The 16,416-nt window shown below is 62.7% G+C and carries 11 protein-coding genes and 2 pseudogenes; 7 read left to right on the plus strand and 6 right to left on the minus strand.

Annotated features, from left to right (window positions below; genetic code table 11):
- Window positions 1-12: 12 nt before the first annotated feature.
- The 3 genes from K1X11_RS13275 to K1X11_RS13285 form a co-directional block, all read right to left on the minus strand.
- Window positions 13-723 (minus strand): IS5 family transposase, encoded by a 711-nt coding sequence (locus tag K1X11_RS13275; protein WP_221032596.1) that lies wholly within the window; start codon window positions 721-723, stop codon window positions 13-15.
- A gap of 222 nt (window positions 724-945) precedes the next feature.
- On the minus strand, window positions 946-2,289 hold the full coding sequence (locus K1X11_RS13280) for a site-specific integrase (RefSeq protein WP_221032597.1): 1,344 nt from the start codon (window positions 2,287-2,289) through the stop codon (window positions 946-948).
- Between the two features lie 193 nt (window positions 2,290-2,482).
- Window positions 2,483-3,391 carry a LysR family transcriptional regulator gene (locus tag K1X11_RS13285; RefSeq protein ID WP_221032598.1) on the minus strand — a complete coding sequence of 303 codons (909 nt, stop codon included), beginning with the start codon at window positions 3,389-3,391 and terminating at the stop codon, window positions 2,483-2,485.
- A gap of 98 nt (window positions 3,392-3,489) precedes the next feature.
- Here K1X11_RS13285 and K1X11_RS13290 point away from each other — a divergent pair, with 98 nt between their 5' ends.
- The 6 genes and pseudogenes from K1X11_RS13290 (at window position 3,490) to K1X11_RS13315 (ending at window position 11,370) form a co-directional block, all read left to right on the plus strand.
- Window positions 3,490-3,828 (plus strand): nuclear transport factor 2 family protein, encoded by a 339-nt coding sequence (locus K1X11_RS13290; RefSeq protein WP_221032599.1) that lies wholly within the window; start codon window positions 3,490-3,492, stop codon window positions 3,826-3,828.
- Window positions 3,825-4,631 (plus strand): SDR family oxidoreductase, encoded by an 807-nt coding sequence (locus K1X11_RS13295; protein WP_221032600.1) that lies wholly within the window; start codon window positions 3,825-3,827, stop codon window positions 4,629-4,631. Before K1X11_RS13290 ends, K1X11_RS13295 begins: the two co-directional genes overlap by 4 nt.
- Before the next feature lie 157 nt (window positions 4,632-4,788).
- A pseudogene (locus tag K1X11_RS23430) lies at window positions 4,789-4,995 on the plus strand (hypothetical protein); the annotation flags it as partial.
- A gap of 187 nt (window positions 4,996-5,182) precedes the next feature.
- Window positions 5,183-6,952, plus strand: coding sequence for an outer membrane protein assembly factor BamB family protein (locus tag K1X11_RS13305; RefSeq protein WP_221032602.1), 1,770 nt, complete (start codon window positions 5,183-5,185; stop codon window positions 6,950-6,952).
- 141 nt (window positions 6,953-7,093) lie between these two features.
- Window positions 7,094-9,502 carry an ABC transporter permease gene (locus tag K1X11_RS13310; protein WP_221032603.1) on the plus strand — a complete coding sequence of 803 codons (2,409 nt, stop codon included), beginning with the start codon at window positions 7,094-7,096 and terminating at the stop codon, window positions 9,500-9,502.
- A 485-nt stretch (window positions 9,503-9,987) separates the two neighbouring features.
- Window positions 9,988-11,370, plus strand: a complete 1,383-nt coding sequence (locus K1X11_RS13315; RefSeq protein ID WP_221032604.1) for an MFS transporter — start codon at window positions 9,988-9,990, stop codon at window positions 11,368-11,370.
- Between the two features lie 178 nt (window positions 11,371-11,548).
- On the opposite strand, the gene K1X11_RS13320 is transcribed toward K1X11_RS13315, so the two are convergent.
- Window positions 11,549-12,628: a LacI family DNA-binding transcriptional regulator gene (locus K1X11_RS13320; protein WP_221032605.1), complete on the minus strand. Its 1,080-nt coding sequence runs from the start codon at window positions 12,626-12,628 to the stop codon at window positions 11,549-11,551.
- A gap of 158 nt (window positions 12,629-12,786) precedes the next feature.
- Here K1X11_RS13320 and K1X11_RS13325 point away from each other — a divergent pair, with 158 nt between their 5' ends.
- A complete protein-coding gene (locus K1X11_RS13325) occupies window positions 12,787-14,064 on the plus strand; it encodes a glycoside hydrolase family 2 TIM barrel-domain containing protein (RefSeq protein ID WP_221032606.1) in 1,278 nt (425 codons plus the stop codon).
- Between the two features lie 331 nt (window positions 14,065-14,395).
- On the opposite strand, the gene K1X11_RS23435 is transcribed toward K1X11_RS13325, so the two are convergent.
- Window positions 14,396-15,292 carry a glycoside hydrolase family 43 protein gene (locus K1X11_RS23435; protein ID WP_343212927.1) on the minus strand — a complete coding sequence of 299 codons (897 nt, stop codon included), beginning with the start codon at window positions 15,290-15,292 and terminating at the stop codon, window positions 14,396-14,398.
- A 12-nt stretch (window positions 15,293-15,304) separates the two neighbouring features.
- Window positions 15,305-16,264, minus strand: a pseudogene (locus K1X11_RS23440) (glycoside hydrolase family 43 protein); the annotation flags it as partial.
- Window positions 16,265-16,416: the final 152 nt, after the last annotated feature.

Below are 16,416 nucleotides of genomic sequence, written 5' to 3' on the forward strand. Positions count from 1 at the left end.
AAATGGAAGAGGTTAAAGTTTGATCCAAATTAAGATGCAGGCGAGGGAGATCATGGCAGCGAATGTGGCGTGAAGCTTTTCGTAGCGAGTAGCGATGCGGCGGAAGTGCTTGAGACGTTGGAAGAGGTTTTCGATCCGGTGACGTTCACGATATAGATGCTGGTCAAAGTCCGGTTTCTGCGATCTACCCGGATGCAAGGCTATGACGGCGACGCCGCCATGTTGATTCACACACTCGCGGATGGCGTTGCTGTCGTAGCCCTTGTCCATGATGGCGTGCGATTGCGCAGCAAGGTGCTGTCTGATGAGGGGTTTACACTGGTCGAAGTCCGAAACGTTGGCGCCGGTGAGGATGAAGCCCAAGGGGTAGCCCAAGGCATCACAGGCCATGTGGATCTTTGTCGAGAGACTGGCTTTTGAGCGCCCCATGGCTTGGGCAATCTGGCCACCGGCAGGTCCTGCGGCATGTTGGTGCACACGCGCGCTGGACCTGTCGATCATCAGATACTCATCGTCGCGCAAGCTCCGGTTGAGGGCCTCGAGCACAGCCGACCATAGTCCGCATTTTGACCATCGACGGGAACAGGCGTAAGCGCTTTGCCACGGTCCAAAGAGACTTGGAAGGTCGCGCCAAGGTGCTCCGGTTCTCAATATCCACAGAATCGCCTCAATCCGACGCCGTTCGTTGATACATTTGCGGCCACGCCGCCTGGGTCCGGTCAAATGGCTTCGCCGGGCTTTAATTTTTTTAGTTCGCTCCAGTCGGAATCCGACAGGGCGAACCTAATACGTTGATTCACAGCGTCATGCTGTCGTCACCTGGCCCTTCGATCAAGCAAAATGTATCCTATTAATGAATACTTTTAGGCTAATTTGAAAACAGCCCCTAGCCCAAATACCCCGCGATTTCCTCATAGGGCTCCAATGCTTGCTGGATTCGCGACGCTAACCGAGTCGAAGCAGCTTACCCAACCCCGTAGTCTTTTCACGTCGATCATCGGCATAGTAAGTCGCGGTGACGGTTGGGCTGCTGTGGCGCAAGGCCAGACTGGCTGCGAACAGACCCAGCTTCTCCGTGATGAGTTTTCCGAATTCCTTTCGGAGCGTGTGGATCGGCTTCTGGGCATCCACGCCCTTTGACCTGAGCCAATCACAGAGCTCCGTCAGGAACGGCTGGGCTCGGTAGGCGTCCCAACCGCCGGTCCGCTTAGGCATCCTGCCGCAAGAGATCACAAAGATTCCGCCAGCCCGCTTAAACTCGCTCTCAAAATACTGCGCGAGTTCTGGTTCCAGCGTGAGATCGTCCTCAGATCCCTCCGATTTGAGTTGGGCGTATTGAGTCGTTTCGATGTGCAGAATGCGGCGAGGAAAATCGAACTGGGACCACATGAGCTTATCGATTTCGTTGCGCCGTAGGCCAAGGTGCAGTGCCAACAGGAAAATCTTCAGCAGCTCCGGCTTCTCGTCCTGAAACTCCTCGACCGCCTGCTTCGTCAGCAAGGCTGGATCGATGCGGGAGCGATAGCGAAATGCACTGCGGCCCCGTGAAACAAAACTCGTGTTCGCGAAGGGCACCGGCTCGGGCAACGTGATCCCGACGTTGGCCAGACGCTTGCGGATCTTCACGCCAAACATCGCCTTCGATGCCCGGATGTAGGAGTCGAGGGTATGCTTGGCACGAAGCTCTTCGATCGGTGTGCCGCTGCGCTCAGCAAGATACCTCCCCTTCCATGACTCAACCCGCTGGGGAGAGAGATCACTCAACTTCACCGCACGCAGAGCTTGATTGGCCTGCTTCAGTTTTGAGCGACGCTTCTTCATGCGCTTGGGCTTCCCCTCATCCGCTACGATCGACCGCAGCGCGGTGAAGAACTTGGTGACGTTGCGAAAAAGAGCTTCCGGAGTGTAGAAGTGATTCGCTTCCAGGAAGTCGAGGTAGTCCCCGACGGTCTCGAAGGTAGGGGCAACGTAGATCGCCTGAAGCTTGAACTCCTTGAGCGTTTCCTCCCAACCGTTGGCCACGAGAGAGGCCCAGATCCGTTTGGCCTTTCGGGCAGCCGCAGCACGATTGGCCGTATTCAGTGGGAAGGTCTCCCGACGTCGGGAAAACTGAATTTTGACCGAGTAGTTCGCCGTTTCCTGCAGTCGGCCTTCGGTCCGGTATTTGGGTCGATAGACCTTCTTGAGCCAGGAGTCTGAGTGGGTCTTCCCTCGGGACCCACTGGACACTTCTTGGACACTTTTTGTGTCCTCAACGTGATGACATGAATTTTCGAATGGCTGAATCATGACGCCAGAATTTCGACGTAACTTGCTCTTTTTCAAAGAGCTAGTTGTGGACATAGCGGTGCGATTTGTGGACATAGGTGCCTGGTTGTGGACACCCTGCATGCCAGCTCATAATCCCTTGGTTCAGGGTTCGAATCCCTGCGGGCCCACCAACTTTTGATATAGAGCCATACGCACGCCGCGCCGGCTTCGATCACTGCCGGGGCTTCCGAGAAACTTGCTGCACTTCCTCTCGCAACAGGGTTGCGAACGTTTCGGCGTGGGGATTCGGGCGCGTGGCAGACACTCCGATCTTCGCCACCATCGGAGCGAACTTCGGGGAAAACGGCCGGCATACCAGCGAACGCGGCATGAATTCGGCGACACTGTCGGCCAGGATGGCGGCCGCTTGATAAGCTTCCAGGCTGGCAAAGAGCGTCGACACCCCGTCCGGCTCCAGCGCGACGAAGCTCGGTCCGAAACCGAACGGCTTCAGCAGCCGCTGCACGTGAGCCACGTAGTCCGGGAAGTCCGGCGGCCCCAATCCCACCAGCGCAAGATCGCGCAACCGCGCCGGCGCGATGCGTTTCAATTTCGCCAGCGGGTGATCCGCCCCCATCACCAGCACGTGCGTGATGTGCCGCAGTTCGGTCCATTGAAACCCCACCGTCGCCGTTACCGATGGCTCCAACGCGACAATGAGATCGAGCCGTCCATCGATCGCCATCCGGATCATCTCGGGCGGTGACACGTCGGACAACTCGATCCGCACCTTCGGGTGCTCGGTTTGGAAACGCTGCATCACCCGCGGCAGGATCCCGGCGGTGGCCGAAGGTGCGTAGGCTACGCGCAACACGTCTTCACCCGATTCCCCCCGCGCCCGTTGCACCGCCAGCTCGGCCCGAGCAAGCACCTCGCGCGCCTCGTCATAAAACCGCGCGCCGGCTTCGGTGAGCTTCACCGCGTTCTTCCCGCGGTCAAACAACGGCACGCCCAACTCCTCCTCCAAATCCTTCACCTGTCGACTCAACGCGGGTTGGGTGAGGTGGAGGATGCGCGCCGCCCGGTTGAAGGATCCGTGCGCCGCCACGATGACAAAATAGCGGAGATGGCGAAGTTCCACCCCTCACCCGCTAGTCATACTAAAAGTATTAGCTAGCCCAAAAACACGGCATTGGACGCCTCCTCGGTAATTCGATATTCTACAGCAACTTCCGAGCGATGAATACCAACCCAACCCATCAACTCCCCTCCGTGGTGGCCCGCTATTTTGAGGCCGCCAATCGGTTCGACCCGCCGGCTGCCGCAGCCTGCTTCACACCCGACGCCGTCGTTCACGACGAACAACAAAGATACGTCGGTCCCGCTGCGATCGAGCGCTGGGTATGCGACACCAGCCGAGCGCACCGCCCGCAGGTCACCGTGACCCGCGTGCGAACCGCGAACGACTTCGTCCGCATCGAGGGCACCGTGAGCGGTGACTTTCCCGGCAGTCCGGTGGCGCTCGACTACGAGCTCCGGCTGCAGGACGGCAAAATCGCGCAACTCGACATCTCATGAAAACCACCCAACCCGATCTCACGATCCCAACCCACGAATTTGCCGGCCAACGTGTCTTCGTCAGCGGCGGCACCAAGGGCGCGGGCGAAGCCATGATGCGCCGATTCGCCGCCGGCGGCGCTTCCGTCGCCACCACCGCCCGGCGGGCGCCCACCGGGACCGATCTTCCCGGCCTCTTCATTGCCGGAGATTTGTCCTCGGCGGCCGGTGTCACCAAAACGGTCACGGCGCTGCTCGATGCGTTGGGCCCACCAGACATCGTGGTCCATAACCTGGGCGGATCCGATGCCTCCGGCGGTGGCTTCGCCGCGATCGACGAAGAGCGCTGGATGCAGGAGCTGAACCTCAACCTGCTGGCGGCCGTGCGCATCGACCGGGCCGTTGTGCCGGCGATGGTGCAGCGGCGTTCCGGCGTCGTGATCCACGTCTCGTCAATCCAGCATCGCCTGCCCTTGCCGGAATCAACCACGGCCTACGCCGCCGCCAAGGCCGCGCTCTCAACCTATAGCAAAGCCCTCTCGAAGGAGGTCGGACCTCGCGGGGTGCGCGTCACCTCCGTCTCGCCGGGGTGGATTTACACCGAGGCGTCGCAAGCCCTCGTCAAACGCCTGGCCGCCAGCGGCGGCACCGACGAGGAAACCGCGCGCCAAGGCATCCTGCAGTCGCTGGGCGGCATTCCTCTCGGTCGACCGGCCTGGCCGTTGGAAATCGCGGAACTCGTCGCATTCCTCGCCTCCCCCCGCGCCGCCTCCATTCACGGCGCCGACTACGTCATCGATGGCGGCACTGTGCCCACTGTTTGAATACACCGGAAAGCTTCCCGCCTCCGCCCCGGTCCGCCGAATCGCGCCACCTCCACGCAACTCACTCATCACCGGCCCCCTGAATCCACCGGGTCTTGAAACTTCCTCATCGTATCCCCACCGCAGTCGGCACCCTCGCCATCGCCTGCACCTCCTCCTGTGCCTCCCTCCCGGCGCAAACCTTCACCGCCGCCACCTCCGCTACACCGGCCCTGCCGTGCGCAACGTGGTGCTCGTCCACGGCGCGTTCGTCGACGGCTCCGACTGGCGCGGCGTCCACGACGGACTCACGGCGCGCAGTTTCCGCGTCACAATCGTGCAGAATCCACTCACCTCGCTCGCAGATGACGGCGCCACGCTCAAGGTCTACCCGGGCGGCTCCCACGCCCTCGGCGACACCAGCAAGGACCAACTCAACGCCGACCTCCTCGCCTTTGCGCGCGCCTGATCACAGGTCCGACCTGCCAATCTCGGCGCCGCCAAAACCGCTGCGCTTCGTTACAGAGTGCGCCCCGGGGAAGGGCTTACGCGCCCGGCGGGTTTAAATCAGCGTGTCCAGCCGCCCCTACCCCGCCTGCCTGCTCGTTTTACTTACCATCATCGGTCCGCTTTGCGCGGAGCCTGGTCTCTACATCCAGTGGGCCTTCCAGACTGATGGTCCGGTGCGAGGGGAAGCGGTCGTTTTCGACAACTCGGTCTATTTCGGGAGTGCCGATGGTCGCCTCTATGCCGTCGCCGCTGACGATGGGTCGCTGCAGTGGAAGGTCGATACGGGCGGCGCGATCGCGGGAGCCCCAGCCGTGACGGACGATGTGGTGGTGGTCGTTGGACGTGGCGAACAGGTCTACGCCCTGAGTCGCGCCGATGGGGTGGTGCGTTGGTCGTTCGACCTTCGCCCGGACCTGCCGACCACCCGGAGCTGGAACTACTTTACGGCCGCTCCCGTGGTGAATGGCGACCAAGTGCTGGTGCCGTCCGGCGATGGGGCGCTTTACGCTCTCGATCTCGCCGATGGCTCTGAACATTGGCGCTTTCAAACCGACGATAGCCTGCGTGCGTCGCCGCTCGTCGCGGATGGCGTGGTGTATCAGCCGAGTGGTGACGATCACGTGTATGCGCTGTCGACGACCGATGGTTCTGAGCTTTGGCGCGTCGCGACTGAGGGCGTGGGCTTCGACCTCAGCCAAGGCTTCATTCGCAGCGACATTTTCACCCGCCCTACCCTCGCCGATGGCTTTCTCATCAACGGTTCGCGGGACTCAAACGTATACGCCATTGACGTCGCGACCCACGAGGTCGCGTGGACCTTCAGCTACGACTCCACCTGGGCTATGTCGACCACCGTGCACGATGGTCTCGTTTATGTCGGCTGGTCGACCAACAAGAGGGTGAGCGCGCTCGATCTGCACACGGGCGAGCTGGTGTGGGACCAGACCGTGGGCGCGCACACCTATACGACTGCGTCCGTGATGGATGGCGTGGTGATTTGGGGTTGTGCCGACGGCACCCTGTATCACTTCGACGCCAAGACCGGTGCCCCCCGCGGCACCTACACGGTCGGCAGCGAGATCTACGGATCTCCGATTCAATCCGGCGACGTGACTTACATCGGCACCGACGATGGTCGCCTACTGGCACTGGCTCCGACCTCCGGGCCCGCCGCCAAGGCGGTCTACCTGCCGGAAAACATTCCGGGCAACCTGCAGGGCTTCATCATCGACGCCCAACTGGCGCCCTACCTGACCGAGCGCGGCTACCCCCACCTCTCCGACACCGCCGCCCTCGTCGGGTGGTTGGACACGCACACCGATCCCACCGCGCGCAGCGTGCTCGTGTTGGCGTATCCACTTATTCCTGACGAAGCCATGGGCACAGAACCGGCCGACGGTCCCTTGCGGGCCTACCTCGAGGCCGGGGGCAAAGTTGTCATGCCTTGGGGCGTGCCCAACAAGGTCACCTTCAACGCCGATGGCAGCTTCAAGGCCTACGACCTTTCCATCGCCGAGCGCTTCCTGGGCGTGAAGGTGCTCGGCTTCGAAGACAGCGGCAACTACGCCGCCACCGCCACGCAGACCGGCCGCAATTGGGGGCTGCCCGCCTCTACCAAAACCACCTTCGCCTACCTCGATCCAACGAGCTACGAACGCGTCACGGCACTCGCCATCGACGAGTATGGCCGACCTTCCGCGTGGGTGCGCAACTTCCGCGCCGATCGGCCGACCAGCGGGTGGGTGGCATTTTTGCCGTCGGCCTTCGGGGTGCCATTCACGGCTGAGCAACTCGCGCTGCTGGAGCGTGTCGCGGGGTATGGGATCGACTGAGGTGCCCGTCTAGCGTGAGGCCACGTTGTCGCTTTGCTCCAACACAGCTACGGAGCTGGAAGAGTTAAGGGGCGATCGGCGTTTTCCGCAGATTCCCTGTAACAAGAATACAGGCTCGGGGGTATTCCTCCCATACCCGCCATGCTCCACGATCTTCGCCTCGCCCTGCGCAACCTCAGGTCCGCCCGCGGTTTCACTTTGGTTGCCACCCTCACCCTCGCTGTCGGCATCGGCTCCGCCACCGCCATGTTCAGCGCCCTGCGCGCCCTCGTGGTGCACCCCTTCAACTTCCCCGAATCCGACCGCCTCGTCATGGTGTGGTCCGGCGACGGTTGGCCGCTCTCCCCCGCCGACTTCCTGACCCACTACGAAGACTCCACCTCCTTCGAGTCGTTCGGCGTTTACTCCCCGGAATCCGTCAACGTGGGCGAACGCAACGCGCAGGTCGTGAATGGCATCAACACCACACACGGCGCACTCGCCGCCCTCGGCATTCAACCCCTCCGCGGACGTCTTCTCACCCCCGAGGATGAGGTCAAAGGCGCGCCGCCCGTCGCCGTCATCGACTACGCTCTTTGGCAAAGCGCTTTCGCCGGCGCTGAAGATCTCATCGGTCGCACGGTGCGCCTCAACGGCGGCGACGTCACCGTCGTCGGCATCATGCCGCCGGCGTTCGAATTCCCCGGCCCGTGGATTCGCACCGAACTCGTGCAGGTGTTTCTGCCCATCACCTATCTCGAAGAAAGTCGGGACAGCCGCGACAGCCATTGGCTCTGCGGTCTCGCCCGCCTCAAACCCGGCGTGTCCGTCGCCGCCGCCGACGCCGAAATCAAAACCATCGGCGCGCGTCTTTCCGAACTCTACCCGGACTCCAACACCAATAAAAAATTCCTCGTCCGCTCACTGCACTACGAGATGACCCACGACATCGGCGACGATGTGTGGATGCTCTTTGGCGCCGTCGCCATGGTGCTGCTCGTCGCCTGTGCCAACGTTGCATCCATGTTGCTCGCGCGCAGCGCCCGCCGCCAAGGCGAGTTTGCCGTGCGCGTGGCCCTCGGAGCCACCCGCCGCGACCTGGTGCGGCTCGCCCTGACCGAAAGCCTGGCGCTCGCCCTCGCCGGCGCGGTCCTCGGCCTTTTCTTCGCCTACGGTGGCGTCGCCGTGCTCAAAAGCATCGCACCGATCAGCGAGGCGCGCAGCGCCGCCATGGGTCTCGATGGCACCGTCCTGCTGTTTGCCGGCGGAGCCACTGCACTGACCGCGCTCCTCGCCGGTGTGCCGCCCGCGCTCGCCGCCGTGCGCACCTCGCTCAACTCCGTCATCCGCACCGACGCCCGCGGCGCCGTCGGCTCCAAGTCGCGCCACCACATGCTACGCGCGCTCGTCATCGCCCAGATCGCGGTGGCTTTCGTTCTCGCGAATGGGGCGGTGCTCTTCTCCGCCGCCTACCTGAAGTTGCTCGAGGAGAACCAACTCCTCGCCACCGAAAACGTGGTGACCGCCAAACTCACGCTGCGCGGCGAACGCTACGAGGAGAACGAACAACGCGTCGCCGCCTGGCGCGATATTGAGCAACGCCTCGCCGCCCTGCCCGGCGTCACCGCCGTGGGCCTCACCTCCAAGCTTCCGCTTGAAGGCGGCAGCAATACCAACGCGCTGGTGAACGACGAGGTTTACGATCCCACCCAACGCCGCACCCAGGTGGAGCGATCCTCCGTCTCCGCCGACTACTTCGCCACCATGGGCCTCACCCTGCTGCAAGGTCGCCTGCTGCGCGACGAAGACGACATGCAGGAGGACGGCCGTCTCGGCATCGTCGTCAACCGCACCTTCGTCGAACGCGCGTGGCCCGACCAAAACCCCATCGGCCAAGTCATCCGCGCCAATCAACCCGCCGACCCGTGGTATACGGCCACTGTCGTCGGAGTGGTCGAGGACGTGAAACAATGGGGCGCCGGCGCCCCAATGCAGCCGGAGATGTATACGACGCCCCCCGGTCATTGGGGCAACCGCGTCCACCTCAACCTGCGTTCCCCGCAAAACGCCAGTGCGCTCATTCCGCAGGTCCGGGCGGTGATCGCCGCCTACGATCCCGAGCTCGCCATTGAGGATCCGCGCACCCTGCAACAGGTCGTGCTCGACTCCACCGAAGGCCAGCGCGTCGTCGCCGGTTTGGTGAACTTCTTCATGGGCATCGCGCTCGGACTCGTCGCGGTCGGCCTCTACGGCACCCTTTCTTATCATGTCGTGCAACGCACCCGGGAGATCGGCGTGCGCATGGCCATCGGCGCGCTCAAGGGCGACATCCTCAGCCTTATCTTCGGCCAAGGCCTGCGTTGGGTGCTGGTGGGGGTGGTGCTCGGCATCGGCGGCATCTTCGCTCTCGCCAAAGTGCTGGCGTCGCTCGTTTACGACATGGATGGCCTCACCCTCGCGCCCGTGCTCATCGCGACTGGCGCGGTCGCGGTAGCCACCGTAGTGGCGACGTTGATACCCGCCTGGCGCGCCGCCCGGATGAACCCGATCGAGGCGCTGCGGCTGGATTGAGCGGCATACAGCGGCGGCCTCACACCGGGTGAGGCCCTTCAGGAAGGCACCGCCGCCGGAACGCGGACGACACGCCCGCGGCTACATTTCTGCCTTGGTGTAGCAGCGGCCGTGTCGGCCGCTCCCATTGCCCCTCCGCAGGTCGCCAAAACGTGCCGTCCCGCCGTCGTCACTCCGGCGTTAGCGCGAACGAGCTCGCGGCCTACATTTTGTGTTCGTTACCACAGTGTAGGCTGCGAGTTTACTCGCGCTATGTTGCCTCTCCGCCATCCCGACCAAACGCGCCGTTCCGACGAACGCGGGCGACATGCCCGCGGCTACATTCCTGCCCTGGTGTAGCAGCGGCCGTGTCGGCCGCTCCCGTTGCCCCTCCGCAGGCCGCCACGATGCGCCCAAAACGCAACCCGACCGCTTTTGTGTAATTTTATGCAATTCTAATTGCAGGGGGCGCATCCAGGCACCAGCGTGCCTGCACCCCTTGCCCCATGTCCGCCCCTGCATCCGCCCCCATTTCGGTTCGTGAAAAGATTGGTTACGGTCTCGGTGACACCGCGTCCAACTTCGTCTTCCACACCGTCAACGTCTTCCTGTTCTACTACTACACCGACGTGTTCGGTCTGGCCCCGGCCGTCGTCGGCACGCTCGCCTTGGTGGCGCGTATTTTCGACGCGGTCAGCGACCCACTCATGGGCGCGATGGCCGACCGCACCCAAACCCGCTGGGGCAAATACCGTCCCTACCTGCTGTGGGTGGCGGTGCCCTTTGGCATCCTAGGTTACCTGCTGTTCCTCGGCCCCGAGCTGAGCGATTCGGGCAAGGCCTGGTATGCCTACGTCACCTACGTCGGTATGATGCTGATCTACACCGCGATCAACATCCCCTACTCCGCGCTGATGGGCGTCATCTCTTCCTCCTCGGAGCAGCGCACCTCCCTCTCGGCCTACCGCTTCGTCTTCGCGTTTGGCGGCCAGTTTCTCATCGCCACCGCAACGCTGCCTCTCGTGGCCTACTTCGGCGGCGGCAATGAAGCCGCTGGTTTCCGCACCACCATGGGCATCTTTGCGGTCATCGCGGTGGTGCTCTTTGTCATCTGTTTCGCAACCACGCGCGAACGCGTGACTCCGCCGCCGAGCCAACAATCCGACCTGAAAGCCGAGCTCAAACTGCTCTTCAAAAACGGCCCCTGGAAAGTCATGTCGATCGCCGGCATCATGACTCTGGCCAACGTGGCGGTGCGCGGCGCCGTGACGGTGCAATTTTTTAAGTATGTCGTGCAGGACGACGGTTCGCCGTGGTTGTTCGGCTTCAGCATGACGACCATCTTCTTCTCGAGCGGCACGCTGGCCATGATCGTTGGCTCGGCGCTGACGCCTTGGCTGGCCAAGCTCGCCGAAAAGCGGACCCTCATGATCTGGCTCTCCTTGGGGAACGCCGTCGCCATCGGTTCGCTGTTTTTCATTCCGCCCGAGCAGGCCACCCTGATGCTGGTCATCAACATCATCGGCACCGTGATCGTCGGCCCGACGCCGGCCCTCGTTTGGGCCATGTTCTCCGAAGCCGCCGACTACAACATGTGGAAACTCGGTCGGCGCATGACCGCCCTCACCTTCTCCTCAGCCCAGTTTGCGCAAAAGATGGGTCTGGCAATCGGTTCCTTCATTCCCGGCATGGTGCTCGCCGCCACGGGTTTTGTCTCCAACGCGGAACAGACGGCCGAGAGCCTCATGGGCTTGAACCTGCTCTTCACCATCATCCCGGCGCTCTTCGCCATCGGCAGCGTGGTGGCGATCTGGTTCTACCCGCTCCGCGAAGTCGACGTGCAGCAGATGGAGCGCGACCTCACCGCCCAAGCCGAGCAGCAAGGCTGACAGACCTGTTTTTACAAAAGACAACGGAGAGAACGAAGCCCCTCCAAGGCGGGTTTTCTACAGGAGGAAACGGAGGAGAACAGAGCTACTCCGCCGCAGCGGCCGACTTCGTTCCCTTCTGTAAAAAGAAGCGCCCAGCCTCTCGCTCTGTTTCCTCCTGTAAAACAGAGTAGCCCGTTCAGCCCTTCGCCTTGGCGCGGGGCTTCTTTGGCTTGGCCACCGTCTCGCCCTTGCGGAGGTCGCAGTTGAGCAAGATGTGCTGCTCGGAATCGAAGCGTTTGTTGATCAAATCGAGGAGGCGTTTGCCACCCGTCACGCCGATCTGGTGGAAAGGGATCTCCACCGTCGTGAGACGCAACGCGCCGCGGGGCGGCGCCAAGCCGTCAAAGCCCACCACGGACACCTGCTGCGGCACTTTCACGCCGTGTTTCTTCAGGTCCAACAAGAGGTCAAAAGCCTGGTGATCCGCCGCGCACACCCAAGCCGTGGTGCCCGCCTTGATCCGCTCGCGCACCCGGGCGTGAGCCTGCGGCAGCTCTAATACCTCGCGCGGACTCACGTTGATCGTGTCCGCCGGATCAATCACCAGCCCGCGGGCGGTCATCATTTCCACAAACGCACCGTAGCGACGCAGCGCCCAGCTTGCCTCCACCGGATAGCGCCAGGTGAAAAAGCCGATCCGTTCGTGCCCCTGCTTGTGCAGGTGCTCGACCAAACGCTCGATGCCGCGATGGTGATCGACATCCACACAGTCGAGCGGTGTGCGGCCGTATTGCTCCACCAATGACACCACCGGGAAAGTCGACTTGAGCTCGTCGACGATGCTCTGCGGAAACGGATAAATCAGCACCACGCCATCCCACAACTTCCGGCCCTCGGAGATGATCTTCTCATACGACGGACCATCGATGTGCAGGTCCTCCGGACGCACGAAATGCAGATCGAGTCGCACGTTCTGCACCCGGGCCACTTCGGACAATCCATTGAGCAACTCCTGCCCCGGATTGCCGTAACCGGTGCGGTCAAAATTCGGCAGGTCGACACAGACCAACACCCCAAACGCCAGCGTCGAACGCGTGCGCTGATGCGCCGCCGGCTCCCGTTTCTCGGCGTGAGTGTAGCCCATGCGCGAGGCCAGCGCGAAAACCTTGGCGCGCGTCTTGGGGTTGATGCCGGGGTGGTTGGTAAAACAACGCGACACCGTCGCGCGGGAAATGCCCAACTCCTTGGCGATGAGTTGTTGGTTGATCTTGGCCATGTGCTGAGGGGTAGAGAAGCGGAACAGAACGCGCCCGAGAGCGACGCGCCTGTGCAACCGTGCCGGTTATGGCTATGAATCTCAATGCAATCTTTAATGCAATTTTATGCATCATATGCGCTTGCCTCTCCCCACTCGGCCCGGCTTTCATACCCCCTATGAACCCCCTTGGACTGGGCTGTGCCCTCGGCTTGGCCTCCTTGCCCCTCTCTCTCGACGCCGCCTCCCGTGTCACCGTGGAACCCGATCCGCAGGGTGGCTGGCAGCTTCTGCGCAACGGCGAACCCTACGTCATTCGCGGTGCCGGCGGCTACCGTAACCTCGAAATCCTGCGTGCCGCGGGCGGCAACACGCTGCGCACCTGGGGGGCCGAACAACTCGGCCCCGATGCCTCCGGCGAGCCCTTGCTCGATCGCGCCGCCAAGCTCGGCCTCAACGTGCTGGTGGGCATCTGGATCAACCACCCGCGCCACGGCCACGACTACGGCGACGAGGCCATGCTCACCGCGCAGCGCGAACGCGTGCGCGCCATGGTGCGCCGTTACAAGGACCACCCCGCCGTGCTCATGTGGGGTCTCGGCAACGAGATGGAGGAAGACGGCAGCGATCCGCGCATTTGGCAGGAGCTCGAAGTGCTCGCCCGCATCGTGAAGGAAGAGGACCCCGACCATCCCGTGTGCACCGTGCTGGCCGGAACCTACAACGACAAGCTCCGCGCCATGCAGGAGCACTACAGCTCGCTGGATCTGCTCGGCATCAACATTTACGGCGGCGCGGAAACCGTCGACGACGCCCTCGCCGCCCAGGGTTGGGACAAGCCCTACCTGATCACCGAATTTGGTCCGCAAGGTCACTGGGAAATCGCCAGCACCGATTGGGAAGCCCCGATCGAGCCGAGCCCCGCCGAAAAAGCCGCCACCTACCGCGGATCGCACGAGGCGGTCATGCAGGCGTCGCGCAAGTTATGCCTCGGCACCTTCTGCTTCCTTTGGGGCCACAAACAGGAAACCACTGCCACGTGGTTCAGCATGTTCCTGCCCAGCGGTGAACGCACGCCCTCGGTCGACGCCATGATCGAGGCTTGGACCGGTTCGCCGCCGCCTCACCCCGCCCCGGTCATTCACGACCTCAGCGCCGATTTTCGCGAGAAGCGCGTGGCCGTCGGCGGCGAACATGAAGTCACCGCTCAAGTCACCTACGCCGGCGAGGACGAACTGAGTTTCGAGTGGCAAATCGTCGCCGAAACCAAGGACCGCAAATTTGGCGGCGACCCGGAAAAGGCTCCGCCCGCCATCGCCGACAGTGTGATCTCGAGCGACGGCACCCGCGCCCTGCTCCGGTTGCCGAGTGAGCCAGGCGCCTACCGCGTCTTCCTCACCGTGCGCGACCCCCACGGCGGCGGCTCCACGCACAACTTCCCCTTCTACGTAGAGTAGGCAAAGCACCGCGGCGCGGCGCGAGACGGAGCCCTCCAACGTGACGCGGCCGACACGGCCGCGTCTACATCCAGACCTTCTTGTTGTAGCAACGGCCGTGTCGGCCGTTTTCGTTGTAAGAGCGATCCTCCGTGTATTCGTCGATGGAGCTTTAGTCACCGAGGTGTCGGCGCGCGCGCCACGGTCTGACGCGAAGGCCTATAGAATCAAACCGCGAAGGTCGCGAAGACACGCGAAGGCGAATCGCGGAAATCCCCGCAATATTTTGGCTCTGTGACCCCGGTGTCTCCTCTATGATCTCTGTGACGAAAAGACGATGCCTCTCGGCTGCCTACTCCTCGATCGGGGGCGGGCCGTTGCTGGTGCGTTGGACGGGGAGGATTTCGCCGTTGGGGCCGTAGTGCAGTTCGTCGATGCACACCGACCGGCGATAGACGCCGCCACCCGGGAGCTGCGAGTTGTGGTAAACAAAATACCACTTCCCCTTAAACTCCACGATGCCTTGGTGGTTGGTCTCCGACTTCGGCATGAGGCCGTTGATCACGCCACCATAAGTCCAGGGACCGGCCGCGCTGTCGCTGGTGGCATACTCCGTCTTCGACGGGTATCCGGATCCTGCATACGTGAGGTAGTAAGTGTCACCGCGTTTGTGCAAAAACGGCGCCTCGAAGAAGTTCTTTGCGTCCACCGTCTGCACCTCGCCCGCCAGTTCCACCATGTTGTCCTTCAACAATACCATGCGGGCTTCGTCCCAGGAACCCCAATACAGGTAGGCCTGGCCGTCGTCGTCGACGAAGACCGCGGGATCGATGTTCAACACGACCGAGTTGGGTGTGTCGTCGGTGATGAGGGCGTGGCCCAGCGCGTCCTTGAACGGACCGAGCGGTGAGTCTGCCACGGCGACGCCGATGGCAAACCCTTCGCGGCGGCGAATGTCCTTATGCCGCAGCGACACATACCAGTAAAACTTACCGTCCCGCTCGGTCACGTGCGCGGCAAAGGCATCGCCGGAGGCCCAGGCAAAATCGTCGGCCGAGAGCAGCGGACCGTGCTTTTCAAACGAGCCCAGATCGGTCGTCGAGAAGGCATACCAGTCGTGCATCTTGAAGGAGCGCTCGGTCTCATTCTGGATGTCGTGGCCGGTGTAGATGTAGAGCGTGCCATCGTGCGCGAGCGGGGCGGGATCGGCCGTGAACATGTCGGTCACGATGGGCTTGCCGGCCGGCATCGGGTCGACCGCCGGCGTGGCACCTTCGATTGTCTCGTGGATCGGCAGGATCTCGCCGTTGGGGCCGTAGTGCAGGTCCTCGACGCCGACTGAGCGTCGGTAGCTGCCGCCGGTCAGCAGGCCGCCGTTGTGGTAGAAGAAGTAGTCGCGGCCCTTGAAGGTGATGATGGCCTGGTGATTCGTGTTACTGTTGCCGGCGATCTGCTTGATGATGCCGCGGTTTTCCCACGGGCCCGTGATGCTCTTGGCGGTGGCGTAGGCGGTGCGCTCGGGGAAACCCCACGCGTAGCTGAGGTAGTAGGTGTCGCCGCGTTTGTGTATCCACGGAGCCTCTACATAACGCTCGAGGTTGGGGATGGTGTGAATCTCGCCGTCGAGCTCGAGCAGGTTGGGCTTCAGTTTGACCCAGTAGCAGTTGGTGTTGCCCCAGAACATGTAGGCCTGGCCGTCGTCGTCGATGAACACGGCCGGATCGATGTCGTCCCAGGTGACGCGGTTGCCCTCGGGGTTGATGGGATCGGGCGTCATGTCGCTGGTGATGAGCGGCGCGCCGATGGCGTCTTTGAAGGGGCCGGTCGGGCTGTCGGAGGTGGCGACGCCGATGGCGAAGCCTTTGCCGTGTCCGCGCCAAGTGGTGACAAACCAATAAAAGGTGCCGTCGTGCTCGATGGTGTGCGCCGCCCAGGCGTTGGCTTCGGCCCACTCAAAATCGGACACTGCGAGCGGAGAGCCGTGCGCGGTCCAGTTGACCATGTCCGTCGAGGAAAACACGAGCCACTCTTTGATCGAGTAGGTGGGATCGCGGGGACCGGCTTCGTCGTGGCCGGTGTAGAGGTAAACGGTGTCGTTGTAGACCAGGGCCGCGGGATCGGCGGTGAAGACGTCGGTGATGATGGGGTTGGCAGCCGGCAGGCGACTCAGGCCGAGGCCGAGCGCGCCCACCACGGAAAGAGCAAGGCGGGTAAGTTTCATGGGTTTGCAAAAGGGGGTCTGAAAAGACAGTGCGTCAAACGAGGCCCAAACCCGTCAGCACTGGCGCAATCGAACGGTCGGAACCTCGACACTCCTCGCCAAAAAAAATGCCCGCCCCGGACGAACCGAGGCGGGCACCTACCCTGACTATG

The organism is Actomonas aquatica (genome assembly GCF_019679435.2).
GTDB classification, from domain to species: domain Bacteria; phylum Verrucomicrobiota; class Verrucomicrobiia; order Opitutales; family Opitutaceae; genus Actomonas; species Actomonas aquatica.